Annotated in this window: 14 protein-coding genes; 5 read left to right on the plus strand and 9 right to left on the minus strand. The window is 45.7% G+C overall.

The features are described 5' to 3' along the window. Positions 1-8: 8 nt before the first annotated feature. From BUR42_RS20080 to BUR42_RS20095, 4 genes are read left to right on the plus strand one after another with little or no spacing between them, the layout of a single operon-like run. The gene (locus BUR42_RS20080) at positions 9-674 is read left to right on the plus strand and encodes a lysoplasmalogenase (protein WP_084185725.1); all 666 of its coding nucleotides are present in this window, start codon (positions 9-11) and stop codon (positions 672-674) included. A gap of 6 nt (positions 675-680) precedes the next feature. Continuing rightward, entirely contained in the window at positions 681-2,303 is a 1,623-nt protein-coding gene (locus BUR42_RS20085; protein ID WP_074241375.1) for a serine hydrolase domain-containing protein, read from the plus strand. 27 nt (positions 2,304-2,330) lie between these two features. Continuing rightward, positions 2,331-3,929: an L-aspartate oxidase gene (nadB, locus tag BUR42_RS20090; protein ID WP_074243112.1), complete on the plus strand. Its 1,599-nt coding sequence runs from the start codon at positions 2,331-2,333 to the stop codon at positions 3,927-3,929. A gap of 4 nt (positions 3,930-3,933) precedes the next feature. After that, on the plus strand, positions 3,934-4,818 hold the full coding sequence (locus BUR42_RS20095; RefSeq protein ID WP_074241377.1) for a lysophospholipid acyltransferase family protein: 885 nt from the start codon (positions 3,934-3,936) through the stop codon (positions 4,816-4,818). A 233-nt stretch (positions 4,819-5,051) separates the two neighbouring features. On the opposite strand, the gene BUR42_RS20100 is transcribed toward BUR42_RS20095, so the two are convergent. The 7 genes from BUR42_RS20100 to BUR42_RS20130 form a co-directional block, all read right to left on the minus strand. Next, entirely contained in the window at positions 5,052-5,426 is a 375-nt protein-coding gene (locus tag BUR42_RS20100; protein ID WP_074241379.1) for a LysM peptidoglycan-binding domain-containing protein, read from the minus strand. A gap of 42 nt (positions 5,427-5,468) precedes the next feature. Continuing rightward, positions 5,469-5,960 carry a BON domain-containing protein gene (locus BUR42_RS20105; RefSeq protein ID WP_074241380.1) on the minus strand — a complete coding sequence of 164 codons (492 nt, stop codon included), beginning with the start codon at positions 5,958-5,960 and terminating at the stop codon, positions 5,469-5,471. Positions 5,961-6,204: 244 nt separating this feature from the next. Further along, a complete protein-coding gene (locus tag BUR42_RS20110; RefSeq protein WP_074241382.1) occupies positions 6,205-7,608 on the minus strand; it encodes an MBL fold metallo-hydrolase in 1,404 nt (467 codons plus the stop codon). Between the two features lie 190 nt (positions 7,609-7,798). Continuing rightward, positions 7,799-8,158: an ArsR/SmtB family transcription factor gene (locus tag BUR42_RS20115; protein ID WP_074241384.1), complete on the minus strand. Its 360-nt coding sequence runs from the start codon at positions 8,156-8,158 to the stop codon at positions 7,799-7,801. Between the two features lie 304 nt (positions 8,159-8,462). Further along, the gene (gene tsaB, locus BUR42_RS20120; protein ID WP_074243113.1) at positions 8,463-9,140 is read right to left on the minus strand and encodes a tRNA (adenosine(37)-N6)-threonylcarbamoyltransferase complex dimerization subunit type 1 TsaB; all 678 of its coding nucleotides are present in this window, start codon (positions 9,138-9,140) and stop codon (positions 8,463-8,465) included. Between the two features lie 10 nt (positions 9,141-9,150). Next, positions 9,151-9,786, minus strand: a complete 636-nt coding sequence (locus tag BUR42_RS20125; protein ID WP_074241386.1) for a 3-hydroxyacyl-CoA dehydrogenase family protein — start codon at positions 9,784-9,786, stop codon at positions 9,151-9,153. A 5-nt stretch (positions 9,787-9,791) separates the two neighbouring features. Continuing rightward, positions 9,792-10,172 carry a RidA family protein gene (locus BUR42_RS20130; RefSeq protein ID WP_074241388.1) on the minus strand — a complete coding sequence of 127 codons (381 nt, stop codon included), beginning with the start codon at positions 10,170-10,172 and terminating at the stop codon, positions 9,792-9,794. A 130-nt stretch (positions 10,173-10,302) separates the two neighbouring features. On the opposite strand from BUR42_RS20130, the gene BUR42_RS20135 reads away from it, so the two are divergent. Next, complete coding sequence (locus BUR42_RS20135; RefSeq protein WP_074241390.1) at positions 10,303-11,127, plus strand: CPBP family intramembrane glutamic endopeptidase; 825 nt, start codon at positions 10,303-10,305, stop codon at positions 11,125-11,127. Here the strand turns inward: BUR42_RS20135 and BUR42_RS20140 are convergent. Together BUR42_RS20140 and BUR42_RS20145 are read right to left on the minus strand one after the other, a co-directional pair. After that, a complete protein-coding gene (locus BUR42_RS20140; protein ID WP_074241392.1) occupies positions 11,110-12,786 on the minus strand; it encodes a L,D-transpeptidase family protein in 1,677 nt (558 codons plus the stop codon). The genes BUR42_RS20135 and BUR42_RS20140 overlap by 18 nt on opposite strands. A gap of 134 nt (positions 12,787-12,920) precedes the next feature. Next, positions 12,921-14,468, minus strand: a complete 1,548-nt coding sequence (locus tag BUR42_RS20145; RefSeq protein ID WP_074241394.1) for an Rne/Rng family ribonuclease — start codon at positions 14,466-14,468, stop codon at positions 12,921-12,923. Between the last annotated feature and the right edge of the window lie 307 nt (positions 14,469-14,775).

Raw genomic sequence — 14,775 nt, forward strand, 5'->3', positions numbered from 1 at the left:
CCACGGCTATGCAACCAAAAACCTGGGGCGCTATTTACTTTCTGATACTATTGGCTGATCTGTTGATAATAGTATGTGATATTCCTTACGCCCGGTTCGTTACCAAACCTTTACTAATGATCCTGCTCGGCTGCCATTGCTGGTGGCAGGCAGGTGGTCTTTACCATCCCGCACGTAATTTCATTTTCACGGCTATTATATTCTCCTGGTGGGGCGATGTGTTCCTGCTCTTCCCTGATTTTTTCATTCCCGGCCTTATCAGTTTTCTGCTGGCGCATATCCTGTACACTGGTTTCTTTATATGGGTGAAACCAAAGCCCAAACCGGGTTTTACGGGCTGGATAGTGGCATTGCTTGTGCTGGCATACGCCGGTTCTTTCCTGCGTTTCCTCTACCCACACCTGGGAGCATTGCAGGCCCCGGTGATCGCTTATACGGTTGTGATCACCACCATGTTGCTTTCTGCTCTTTTTGCATTTGGTTTGAAAAAAGCACTGTGGAGTAAATTGTGTGTGGCTGGCGCTACCCTCTTTGTGTTATCTGATTCCATACTGGCCACTGAGAAATTCTATATGTCTTTTCCCGGCAGCTCCCTGTTGGTAATGTTAACTTATGGCCTGGCACAATGGATGATCGTAGACGGGAGTGTAAAATATCTCAAGACCGTAAAATAAGATATTATGAAAACCTTCGCCCTGTTCATCCTTTCCTGCATTATTTCTGTGAGTACATATGCGCAGACCTGGCAGGATACCCTCGCAAAAATAGAATCCGCTTTCAGCAGGTATACACCGGAAACACCGGGTGCACAATTCACCATCAGCAGGAACGGAGAGATCATTTTCTCGAAAGCATGGGGTATAGCGGACCTGGAGCATCACGTTCCCCTCACTACAAGATCGTTGATAGAAGCTGGTTCTGTAAGCAAACAATTTACCGCCGCCGCTATCCTGTTATTGGAGCAACAGGGAAAACTTTCTTTGAATGACGATGTGCATAAATACATTCCGGAGTTACCGGATTATGGAACGCCCATTACGTTACGGCAAATGATGAATCACACCAGCGGCCTGCGCGACTGGGGGAGCATTGCCGAGTTATCAGGCTCGCCCCGCGGCACCAAAACCTACAATAATGCAGATGCATTATGGATGGTATGCCGTCAGAAGGAGTTGAACAATGTTCCCGGTGCAGAATATATTTATAGCAACTCAAATTATCTTTTCCTGGCCATCATTGTAAAAAGAGTAACCGGCAGAGAATTGTCTCTATTCACCCGCAGGAATATTTTTGATCCGGCAGGCATGAAACAATCTTTATGGCGCGCTTATAAAGAAGTAGTGCCGGGCCGCGCGATGGCGTATGCACAAAACGGTGCGAAATACATCAATGAAATGCCGAATGAGGATGTGTATGGCCCCGGAGGTTTACTCACCACAACAGAAGAATTAGTGAAGTGGGTATTGTTCTATACCGGCGGCAAATTGGGCAATCCTTCCCTCTTTCCTGAACAGACAAAGAAAACACCGCTGAATAATGGTAACGTGAATGATTACACTGCGGGCTTAGTGCTTACAAGGTTGAACGGACAGGATGCTATTGTGCATAGCGGCGCTACTGCCAGCTATCGCGCAAACCTTGAATATTTCCCTGAACAGGGGCTTGTTTTTGCTTTCCTCAGTAATACTTCTGCATTTGACAGCGCTCCCACTAATGCCGCCAGCCTGGCCAGGAATATCTTTGTTCCGGAACCCGCAGGCAGCCCTTCTACAAAGCCGGCCGTACCGCCCTATGCCGTTACCGAAGAAAAATTAAGAAGTTATGAAGGCTGGTACAGAAACCCGAGAAATGGGGCCGGCACCAAAGTGGTGGTAACGGACGGTAAATTGGGCTTCATGGGAGATGTATCCATGACAGCTCTTGGTAAAGATCTCTTCAGAGCAGAAAACAGGAGAATTGAATTCCTGCCTGGCGGTTTCCGCCAGACCACTCCTAACAAGGATACCGTTTTTTTTACAGCTGTTGAATTCGCGAACATTAACAAAGACAGTGATGCCGCCAGGTATACGGGAGAATATTATTCTGAAGAAACGGAATTCCGTTGCTTTATTGAGGCAGAAGGCACTACGCTTAAGCTGGTGTTAAAACCTGAAACTAAAATGACCCTTACCCCCCAATACAAGGATGGCTTCAGATCTCCCTGGGGATCCTTGTATTTTGTGCGGGATGCACAGAATAAGATAACAGGGTTTAAAGTCTCCCAATCCCGTGCGCGGAATGTATCCTTTATTAAGGTGAAATAAGCTCATAATTGCCTAATTTTGATGCCTATGCATCAAACAGATTTCCTGGTAGTAGGTTCCGGGATTGCAGGGCTCACTTATGCATTGAAAGTGGCAGAGCAATGTCCGGATAAAAAGGTAACCATCATTACCAAAACCCGAGAGGACGAGACGAATACCAAGTACGCTCAGGGCGGCGTTGCCGTAGTGAACGACCTGGAGAACGACAGCTTTGAAAAACACATCGAAGATACCCTCATTGCCGGCGATGGGCTCTGTAATGAAAAGATCGTGGAGATAGTGGTGAAAGAAGGGCCGGACCGTGTGAATGAACTGATAGCCTGGGGCGCCAATTTTGATAAAGCGCCGGACGGAGATTATGCATTAGGCAAGGAAGGCGGCCACTCTGAATTCCGGGTGATCCATCATAAGGATGTTACCGGTAAGGAAATTGAAAGGGCACTCCTGGAAGCCATCCGCCGTAAAAGCAATATAGAACTCATTACGCATTGCTTTGTGGTGGAATTGATCACGCAGCACCATCTCGGATACCTCGTTACAAAATCTACACTTGATATTGAGTGTTACGGCATCTATGTGCTAAACCTCAAAACCAATAAAATAGAAAAGATCCTTTCCCGCGTTACGCTCCTGGCCACAGGTGGTAACGGACAGGTATACCGTACCACTACCAACCCTGTTATTGCTACAGGAGACGGCGTGGCCATGGTATATCGTGCAAAGGGCCGGATAGAGAACATGGAATTCATCCAGTTCCATCCCACCGCATTGTATCAACCTAATGAAAGTCCTTCTTTCCTGATCACAGAAGCCGTTCGCGGCGATGGCGGAATTTTGCGTAATAAGAACGGGGAAGACTTTATGCATAAATATGACCCGCGTCTTTCCCTGGCTCCCCGGGATATAGTAGCCAGGGCAATTGACAGTGAAATGAAGATCACGGGTACGGAACATGTGTACCTTGATTGCCGTCATATGGACATGGAAAAGTTCATTCACCACTTCCCAAACATTTACGAAAAGTGTAAGTCGCTGGGAATTGATGTGGCAAAGGATATGATCCCTGTTGCCCCGGCAGCGCATTACAGCTGCGGAGGGATTAAAACAGACGACATGGGCCGCACTTCCATCCGCCACCTGTATGCCTGCGGAGAATGCGCCAGCACGGGTTTACATGGCGCTAACCGGCTTGCCTCCAATTCTCTGCTGGAAGCCATGGTGTTTGCGCACCGTTGTTACCTGGATGCCGTAAGAGTGATCGAAAGCACTTCTTTCCAGGAAAGTATACCGGACTGGAATACGCTGGGCACCACAGCGCCAAAGGAAATGATCCTGATCACACAAAGTCTCAAGGAACTGAAACAGATCATGAGTGACTATGTAGGGATCGTTCGTACCAATGTGCGGATAGAACGTGCCATGCGCAGGCTGGACATCCTTCACCTGGAAACGGAATCCCTTTACCGCGAAACAGCGGTTTCTCCTCAGCTCTGTGAATTGCGGAACCTTATCACAGCAGGTTACCTGATCGTGAAAGGAGCCGCCTTCCGTAAAGAAAGCAGGGGTTTACATTACAATACTGATTATCCGTATAAGAGCGAATTGGTGCAGAACATTATTTTGTAGGGTCATGTATTATCTATTATTAGCTTTTTGTTATGGCATTTCTATTCTTCCGCTGTGGTTGTTGTACATCATCAGCGATGGATTGTGTTTTCTCGTGTATAACGTGATCGGCTATCGGAAGAAGGTGGTGTTTGAGAACCTAAAGCAGGCTTTCCCTGGTAAAACAGATGCAGAGATCCGCCGGATCGCTAAACAATATTACCGCAATCTTACGGATATGATGGTGGAAACCATCAAACTGCTCACCATGAGCAAAAGCTCTTTGCAGAAACGTTTCGACTGTGATCTTACTGTATTGCAGCAATTATACGATCAGGGTAAAAGCTGCCAGTTGCATCTTGGCCATAACTTCAATTGGGAATGGGCGAACCTCTTTTGCATGCAGGGAGTGCGGTTTCCTTTCCTGGTAGTGTTCATGCCAATAACCAATAAAGGGGTTAACCGCATGTTTACGCACTTCAGGGAAAAGTTCGGAACAGTGCTGGTGCCGGCCAATGATATGAAAACAGGCATGGCGCCGTGGATCGGGAAACAATACCTGCTTGCCTTGGTAGCTGATCAGAATCCCGGCAACCCACGCCGCTGCTACTGGTATCCTTTCCTCAATAAAATGACGCCCTTTTACAAAGGTCCTGAAATGAGCGCGAGGAGATATAATATCCCGGTGGTTTTTGCAGATATCCGTAAGGTGAAAAGGGGTTATTATAAAGCACAACTAAAACTGGCTTTCGAGAACCCGATAGAAGAGCCGGAAGGAAAGATCACAGAGGCTTTTGTGCAATATTTAGAAAAGAATATTCACGAGCAGCCGGAAGTATGGGTTTGGAGCCACCGGCGCTGGAAACATGCTTACAGGCCGGAGTATGAAAATGCAGCTGAGGGAGAATAGGGGGATTTCTTTTTGAAAGAGGCCCTTAGGGGTATAAAGGAATCTTCTTTTTGAAGAAGGTCAACCACGCGGCACAAAGAATTCTTTTTTGAAGCTGACCACACTCAGCAAAGGCAAATGGGGATTTCTTTTTTTGAAAGAGGCAAAAGAGGAACAAGGATTTTCTTTTTTGGACGGAGGCCGCATTCCAAAATAAAAAAAGGGCACTCTTCACAGAGCGCCCTTTTTATTGCTTATGCGGAAGGTATCTTCAGTTTCCAACCCGGTTGTATAATATCCGGATTTTTGATCTGATCTTTATTGGCTTCATAGATCTTCTGCCAGGTAAGCCCCGGATAATTCTTAGCGATCTTGCTAAGACTATCTCCTGACTTCACTTCATATTCCTGTTCCGCACCTTCTGCTACAGAAATGTTCAGCACCATGTCGCCGGACCTCATTTCAGGGTCCAGTTTTTCATAAGTGCTCCAGATCTGATCTTTTACCGCAGAGGAGGGAGCAGTACCTGTTACGTACAGCACATTGTTTTGCTCTACCACCTGCAAACCGCTAACGCCGGCGCTGGTAGCCTGTTGAATGAGTGTTGCATATTTATCTTGTAGTGCCATGATATTACTTTTTTAAGGTTAATGGTGGAATGAAAAGCCGGCTTATTTCAGTGTCAGTTTATTGAGCACTTTTTTAGGCTTGGCTTCATTAGCAGCCTGCATTACTTTTTTCAGATCAGCTTTGGCAATGGTGCCGGTTAAGGTTACTTCTCCGTTGGCAACGGTGGCTGTTACACCTGTAATACCATGCGCGTTCAATGCAGAGTCAACACTGGTCCTTACAATGTCGTCCGGATTGATCACAACAGGTGGTGGCGGCGGAGGAGGAGGTGTTACCATGATATTGTTGGTAACCGATTTAATCCCCTTAATGCCTTTAGCAGCATCTTCGGCAGTGGTTTTTGCAGCATCGTCAACAACTTCTCCACTCAACGTGGCGACCCCTCCCTTCACTTCTGCAATTACGCCCGGCGCAGCTGTAGATAACTTGTCATTCACTTCTTTCTGAAGCTTCGCATCGCTTGGAGCACAAGCGTACAAGAGAATTCCCATCATTGCAAGACAGGCGAGTAAAAAGGATTTGCGCTGTTTCATAAGATTAAAATTTTATAGGAATTTAACGAATCCCTGCTGAAACGACAACTATTTATTTGTTTAAATAATTGTTATGCAATGAGATATGCAATAATATATTTTCACTATAAGTACTTTTATTTGTATGTGTTTTATACCTAAACCGTATATGCAGTTATAAGATGCACTTACAAGGTTGTTACAGGCACAAAAAAATTCCGCACTGGAAAAACCGGTGCGGAATCATGCTTATTCGTTAATAAAATTAGTTCAGTACATTTTTCTCCTGCACTATTTCAATGCCTTCCTGGTCTTTCAGTTTGGCAAATCCACCATTTACATTACGCAGGTTATGGATGCCTTCCCTCTTCATGATAGAGCAGGCGATCACACTACGGTAACCACCGGCGCAATGTACATAGAGGTTATGATTATCCTCAATGTCCGCCAGGTTGCCGGGATCAGTTAATTCGCTCAGCGTCATATTCAATGCGCCCTGTACATGGCCATCTGCATATTCTGTAGGTTTACGCACATCCACTACCAGCAGGTTTGGATCATGCGGCATGTCCATGGCCAGTTCATCGGCATCTACAGAGATGATCAGGTCAAAAGGTTCGCCGGCTGCTTTCCAGGCTTCGTAACCACCTTCCAGGTAACCTTCTACTTTATCAAATCCAACACGTGCAAGCCGTACAATAGTTTCTTCTTCCTGCCCTGGCTCAGTTACGAGGATCATGGACTGCCTGAAGGGTAAGAGGCTGCCTGCCCATTCTGCAAAACGGCCTTCCAGCCCTATGCTGATGGAACCGGGCACAAACCCTTCCGTAAACACATTGGCATGACGGGTATCGAGGATCACCGCATCTGCCTGGATCTTTTCTTTAAACGCTGCTACGGATAAAGGTTTCAGACTTCTTTCCATCAACACCTGCATGGCATCATATCCCTCTTTATTGATCTTTGCATTGATGGGGAAATATTGCGGCGGCGTACTCAATCCTTCGGTTACCTGTGCAATGAAATCGTCTTTATCTGTTGCCAGCAAAGCATAGTTGGAACTCTTTTCCTCACCGATGGTACTATAGGTGTTCGGCCCTAAGTTTTTGCCGCAGGAACTTCCCGGACCGTGAGCAGGATATACGATCACGTTATCAGGAATGGGCTTTATCTTGTTGTTCAGGGATTCGTATAAATGCCCTGCCAGTTCTTCTTTACTGAGAGAACCGCTGAAAAGATCAGGACGGCCAACATCACCCACAAACAAAGTATCCCCTGTGAAGATGGCGTGTGGTTCGTTCTTTTCATCAAAGAGCAGGTAACAGGTGCTCTCCATGGTATGACCGGGTGTATGTAAGGCACGGACCTTCAATTTTCCGATCGGAAAATCTTCTCCATCTGCTGCAATATGAACCGGGAAATTAGTAGTGGTATTAGGGCCATAAACGATGGGCGCTTTTGTGGCGGCGGCAAGGTCCAGGTGGCCGGAAACAAAGTCCGCATGAAAATGGGTCTCAAAAATGTATTTAATGGTAGCATTCCGTTCGCGGGCAAGTTCCAGGTAAGGTTCAATGTCCCGTAACGGATCAATCACTGCAGCCACTCCTTCAGACTCTATAAAATAAGCGGCTTCCGATAAGCACCCCGTGTATAACTGCTTAATGAACATATGGTCGTCTTTGATTTTAGCAAAAATACGAAGAAGTTCACAAGTGGAGCGTGACGGATGTCAATCAGAAGTAAAACCATGATCATTGAAAGGATCCATAAAAAAAGACCATCTTCCGTAGAAGACAGTCTTTCAGTATGGATTGGGCCGCATCCTGCGGCAGACATTGAAAAAGATTGTGTTGATGAGACTATCCCACCAGCTCTTCGACAAACTTAGCAACTTCAGCAATACGCTGCTTGTTGATAGTATAGTGAATAAACTTACCGTCTCTCTCGGTAATCACGATACCTGCACGCCTTAAAATAGCGAGGTGCTGGGATGCTACCGACTGCTCTAATCTCAACTTCACATAGATCTCCGTTACGGTCATGCGCTTATGGTCTTCCAACAGCTTGATCATCTGCTGGCGCAGCTTGTGGTTGATGGCTCTCAACACCATAGCGGCCTTCTTAACGGCAATGTAATCCAATTTGATCTGATCTTTTTCATTGTTACCTCTCGAAATAATTAGGGTATTTGATGAGGTAGTTAATAATTGTTTTTCCATCGCAAAATAGTTTTAAAAAATAATGAAATGACAGGGATCAACGGACAGTAAAACGCGACTATTAGACAATGATCGCGGATATTGATTATACAAAATTATAATATCTGTCACAATAAAAAAAATTTCTATACCTTCTTTTTTAATATATAATTCCGAATATGCCTCATTTTATCACAATTTGACAATTCTCTGACATTTCCGGGCATGATTTACTGTCCAAATCGCCTCTCTCAGATTATAACGCTTTTAAATGCGTAATATGATGCGGCGAAATGCTAAAAATCTGCTAAAAAATTAAGGAATGTTACTTTTTTCCGGGGTGGTAAAAGGCTTTTAAGTAGTTGGGCGTGAAGTAGGCGACATCCTCGAAATGCTTGCTGGCAAAGGATTTTTCAGCCAGTGGGACCATGTGTGCGGCGGAAATGTGATAGGCCGGAAATGACGCATTAGGCCGGACTCCTAATAATACCTGCCATTTTGGGGCTCCGTCACCAAAAAAAATGGTGTTTTTTGCAATCATATAAGGATCAAATGATTGTGTTTCCAGGATCATTGCCTGGGGTTCCAAAACAGGTTCAAGATCTTTATTATATACCGCGGTAAACACTTCCATTCTGCGGGCATCTATCATGGGCACTAAAAAAACATCTGCTCCTTCATAAGCAGCTTTCATGCCGTTGGCCATCATCTGTAATGTGGAAACTGCGATCAATGGTTTATTCCAGGTATAACACAATCCTTTTGCTGTGGCAGCTCCCACACGAAGTCCTGTGTAAGAGCCGGGCCCTGCACTTACTGCAATTGCATCCAGTTCTTCTGCACTGCGGTGATGCCGCTCCAGTAAGGTTTTCACGAAGATGCCCACAGTTGCGGCATGATCGCGCTGTTCAATGTTTTCCATTGTTTCCAATGCTACACCATTCTCTGAAAGAGAAACGGAACCAATAGCAGTAGCTGTATCTATATGAAGGATCAGTGCCAAAATCGCTGTTTTATTTTTGTGCTTCGTATTCCTGCTGCAATAAGGAGCATACTTTATACCGTTCATTACCGGTACCCAGGTATACTGCCTGTAATACTTCGTATACGTGGCGGATGCCAATTTTTCTACTCCATTCAAAAGGGCCCATGGGATAATTGGTGCCCAGCTTCATGGAAATGTCTATGTCTTCCCGCGATGCAGTGCCTTCTTCTGCGGTGAAGTAGGCTTCGTTGATGATCATGCAGATCACCCGCGGAGTGACCATACCGATAGTGGGCGTTATACTTTCGTATATCCAGCCCAGTTGTTGCATCAATGCTTCCGGGTTTGCTGCAATTTCCAGTGTTGGCATGCTGATAAAACCGGGTAGCAGATTGCAGCCATAAATATGATCGATGGAACTTCCTGCTGTATACTGCTGCAATTCCGCAGCGGTTATTTTCACCAGGCATGCCAGCACAGGAACCTGGGGATATGCTGCATAGACGGCTGCTCTTTCCGGATGTTCATCGAGGGACAGATCGATCACAAGGTCCACAGACAGATCTGTGGGTTCAGGTGCAGTAAACACCTGGTGCCCTTCAAAATCTTTACTGTTCCGCAACTCTTCCCAACGTAACAGATCTCCTGTAATAAGTATCTGCATCGGCGCTACTTAATAGCGATCATGGAAATCTCTACATTCACTCCTTTAGGCAGGCCTGCTACCTGAACGGTTTCGCGCGCAGGGAAGTAACCGGAGAAGTATTTTCCGTACACTTCATTGATCTGCGAAAAATCATTCATGTCCATAATGAAGATGGTGGTTTTCACTACATCTGAAAAATCCATTCCGGCTTCGGTAAGGATAGCACGAAGGTTCTGCATTACCCGGTGCGTTTCGGAAGTGATGTTGTCCTTTTCGATCTGGCCGGTTTCAGGATTCAGGGCTATCTGGCCGGAAATGAATAAGGTGCTCCCTGCTTTGATAGCCTGGTTATAAGGACCTATGGGCGCCGGGGCGCCACTTGTATTAATAACCTGTTTTTCCATAGGTTACAAAAATAAGGTTTTAGCAGGTAGTTTAACAGCACGGCTATTGCGTTGCATATTCAAAATGATTATATTAGCATTATTAAGACAATATCGAAATACCATATCTAACAACATTATCTCACGGATTATGTATGTCAAAACCCTGAATGGTCTTTCTCTGAATGGGGCCTGGCAAATGCAGCTCAGGCTTTATGTGGGCTGGATAATCGGGTCCGCGGCGGCCTTTCTTTTTACGGGGAATACTTTACTGGCATATCCTTCCCTCCTCCTTACCATTCACCTGGTGAGTGTGATCGCTGTGGTTGTATATGCACTGAGCCGGCAAAAGGATAATTTCACGCTGATCCCTAAGATCAATATTTCGCTGGAAACATTCCTTGTGGCCTTTTCCATGGCACTTGCACTGGTTGTGGTGAAAGATGCCGTGGGGCATCTGCTGCCTTTGCCTGAGTGGGAAGAATTGTCTTTTACTTCTGTGAATACCAGCTCCCTCTATACGATCATAGCAACGGTATTGTTAGCGGCTATTATGGAAGAAATGCTTTTCAGGGGTATTATCATGGAAGCATTGTTACACCGCCATTCCGGAGGGGTGGCTTTACTACAAAGTTCTTTGTTATTTATGCTGGCCCATCCTGATCCGGCACAAATGCCGGGAGCTTTTTTGCTGGGTTTGCTTTGTGGTTTCTTTTACCTGCGGTTGCGGGACCTTTGCAGTTGCTTCCTCATTCATCTTACCAATAATGCAGCTACGGCCATCTTAGTTTCCGGAGGCTCGCTACAGTTTGTGATCGCTGATCCCACCACTTATTATGTGATCGTGGGTGCGTGCCTGCTGGCATTAGTGGCCGGATATTTTCTGCTCAAACGTTTCACGGTTCAGGTAAAACCTCATTCTTATCTGAGCAAGGAAAATATCCGGGCCAAATCTGTTTTATTTTCCGAACAGTAACTTAGCCAGTTTGGCATCGTGGCCATACACATCGTCCCTGAAGTTCAACTGGCCTTTGTAATTTACCCATGCGGTGAAATATCCGATGTATACCGGCACTTTCTCTTTCAGCGTTACATACTTTTCTTTGCCCGCATTCATGGCGGCATCTATTTTTGCTTCCGTCCAGCTGGAATCTTTGCGTAATAACCATTGCGCCAGCCGTTTGGGTTCTGACACACGGATGCAGCCATGGCTGAAGGAACGTTTGGTTTCATTGAACAAACCTTTGGATGGGGTATCGTGCAGGTAGATGTTGTACTCGTTGGGGAATAAGAATTTCACTTTACCCAATGAATTGGCGCCGCCCGGTTTCTGCCTTACGATGTAAGGGAAGTTGCTGCCTGAGTATTTAGAAACATTGATGGAGCTTAAAGGGAGCACCTTTCCGCTGGAACCTACAATCTCCATGTTCAGCCTGTTGAGATATCCATTACCGCTGCGTTTGATACCCGGCAATACTTCTTTGCTCAGTATGCCCGGTGGCACATTCCAGTAAGGACTGAATACAATGAATTTCATTTCGCGGCTGAAGATAACGGTGCTGGCACCCGGTGTTCCCACTACTACATTACAATCCCAGGCCAGTTTGCCATTTTCATATGCGTGCATTTTAAACTCGGGAATATTTACGAGGATATAATCTGTATTCACTTCTACCGGTACCCAGCGCAAACGTTCCATGTTCAGCATCAGCTGATGCATATAATGTTCCAATGGCCTGTTCAGGGCATCCAGCGTTTGCTGTTTGATAATACCATCCGGTTTATGCCCCATCCTTTCCTGGTAGTTCTTTAGCGCGGAATCCAGCGGCTGCGTGAAAAGCGCAGAAGTATCCTTTTCTTTGAGATCACCCAGTAAGCTCAGGCGTTGTTTGATCACCGGAATTAAAACAGATGAATCGCCCAGCTTGAATGTTTTTTTCTTGTCTGCCAGTTTCAGGGAATCCCAGGCAGGGTGCTTGCTAACGATGAGCGCGAGTTTCTGCAATTCATCGCGCAGCAATTTATACTGCCGGTTCACGGGTTCTTCTTTACTGATCCTTTCTTTGGGATTAGCGATCACGGAATCCAGCAGGCTGCTGATATCTATTTTCTTGCGTGGGATGAACCATTCCAGGTTCTTTGCATTATCACTGGTAATGCCACCCCATACCAGGTTGCCATATACGAAGAACTGGCCGGTGAGGGTTAGCTCTGTAATAGGTACAATGGAATCGGTCCTGTTGAGAGAATCTCCCATCAGGGCCAGTGAATCATACAATGCCATTACGCGGCTTTTATCCAGCGTACTGTCTTTAATACCGCTCTCTTCATCCTGGCGCATCATGTTCATAAATCCGCCGGCCTGTTCGGTGATACCTTCTTCGTTAATCCAGGCATAGTGATATCCGCGTTTGCGGTAGAAGTCGCGGATGGCTTCTCCATAGGCCGCAAACTGTGGATTCCTGTCCAGGAAAGTCCCCACAAAATTACTGTCCAGGGCCTGGGCAATGTATTCCTGTTTGGTATAATGGCTGGTATCCCGGTTGATCCCTTCCTTTCCGGACCTTTTACCCTGCTGGCAGGCGGCCAGTATTACAATGATGATGAGTGAGAGGTAGACGAGCTTCTTCTGCATAGACACGATGATTTACGGAGGTATAACAATTTTACCCTGAGTATGTTGCGCGTAAAACTAACAACAATTATGCAAGAAAATAAAAGAGACCGTACCAGGGCGGTACGGTCTCTTCAAATATCTTTGTTGTGCTCTTATAATTTAATCTCTTCGTCGTTAGCGTCAAAGAAGCGGTATTCCGTGAGGTGGTAATTATTATCTGCTCTCAGTTTGATCCACTTTTTATACTCAAAGAACCATTTCCATTGTTTGGACCTGAGCCAGCCTTTGGTCAGATAGGAATGGAGGATAGGGTGTACCCGGATGGTTAAACCTTTGTGCTGGTGATTAAGCAGGTACAGCAGGTTCTTTTCGATATCTTCAAAGATGAGCATGGAGGCCCCTATCTTACCGGTACCTTTACAGGCCGGGCAATCTTCTGCCACGGAGATGGTGATCTCCGGTTTCACCCTTTGGCGGGTGATTTGCATAAGACCGAATTTGGAGATAGGCAGGATGGTATGTTTAGCCCTGTCCAGCGCCATGAATTTCTCCATGGCTTCGTATACGCTCTTTTTGTTCTCCGGCAGTTTCATATCGATGAAATCGATGATGATGATGCCACCGAGATCGCGCAGCCTGAGCTGGCGGGCAATTTCTGCGGCAGCCTCCAGGTTGGAAGCAAGCGCATTCTGTTCCTGGTTATTGCTGGAGCTTTTGTAACCACTGTTCACGTCAATCACGTGCAGGGCTTCTGTTGCTTCTATGATGAGATATACACCACTGTCCAGGTTTACTGTTTTCCCGAAGGAAGCTTTCACCTGGCGGGTTACACCAAAATGATCGAAGATGGGGGCGCCGTTGTGATAATAGGAAACAATGTCCTGTTTCTCCGGAGCTATCTTTTGAATATATGTTTTGGTATCTGAATAGATGTTCTTGTCGTTAATGACAATACGGTTGAAGCTCTCGTTCAGCAGATCGCGGAGGATGCTGGCTGTTTTAGTTTGCTCGCTTAATATCTTTTGCGGGGGTGCGGCATTGCGCAGGTTATCCTGGATAGTTTTCCAGGTACTCACGAGCATGGTAAGATCTTCATGTAATTCCGCCGTTTTCTTTCCTTCTGCAGCGGTACGTACGATCACGCCGAAGTTATTGGGCTTGATGGCTTCTACGATCTTTTGCAGTCTTTTTCTTTCTTCGGAAGAATGGATCTTTTTAGACACCGCAACAATATTATTGAAGGGTGTGATCACAATAAAGCGACCGGGGAGGGAAATTTCGCAACTCAGGCGCGGGCCTTTTGAAGAAATGGGCTCTTTGAGGATCTGTACGAGGATGTTGGGTTTACCTCCCAGTACTTCGGTTATTTTACCGGTTTTAATGATCTCTGCCTCATTCTTGAATTTGGCAAAATCGAAGTTCTCTGTCTTATCGGTAATGGCCTGTTGTGTGAATTTGAGGATGGAACGGATATACGGACTGAGATCAGTATAATGTAAAAAAGCATCCTTTTCGAACCCCACATCAACAAAAGCCGCATTTAAACCGGGGATGAGTTTCTTCACTTTGCCTAAATAAAGGTCTCCCACCGCAAAATTAGGGTTTCCGCTTTCATGATGCAGTTCCACTAATTTTTTATCTTCCAGCAATGCAATTTCTACACCTGATGGTGCTGCATTTATTATCAATTCCTTATTCAAGCGTCAAAATTTTATCCATAAATACTTCACTTTTATGCAGGCCGGCGTTAACACTGGCAACAGCATGCCCAAATGATAGTTGGTTTGGTACCAACATTTCACTACGTGTTGAGGATTGCAAAGGGTTTAGTGAAAATACAGGTGGAGTCCGGAATTTATAAGGCCGACCTACGTAAACAACCTGCATGACTTCAGCAATTTAACGATAAAAGCTAAAATCATGCAGGATTGTACAAAAATTTATCGAGTCCGCGCCTCCAGCTCTCAAATTATACCTGTGAGTATAAATGGCGGGGAATAGGAGAAT

Origin of the sequence: Chitinophaga niabensis, from assembly GCF_900129465.1 — a bacterium.
Lineage (GTDB): Bacteria > Bacteroidota > Bacteroidia > Chitinophagales > Chitinophagaceae > Chitinophaga > Chitinophaga niabensis.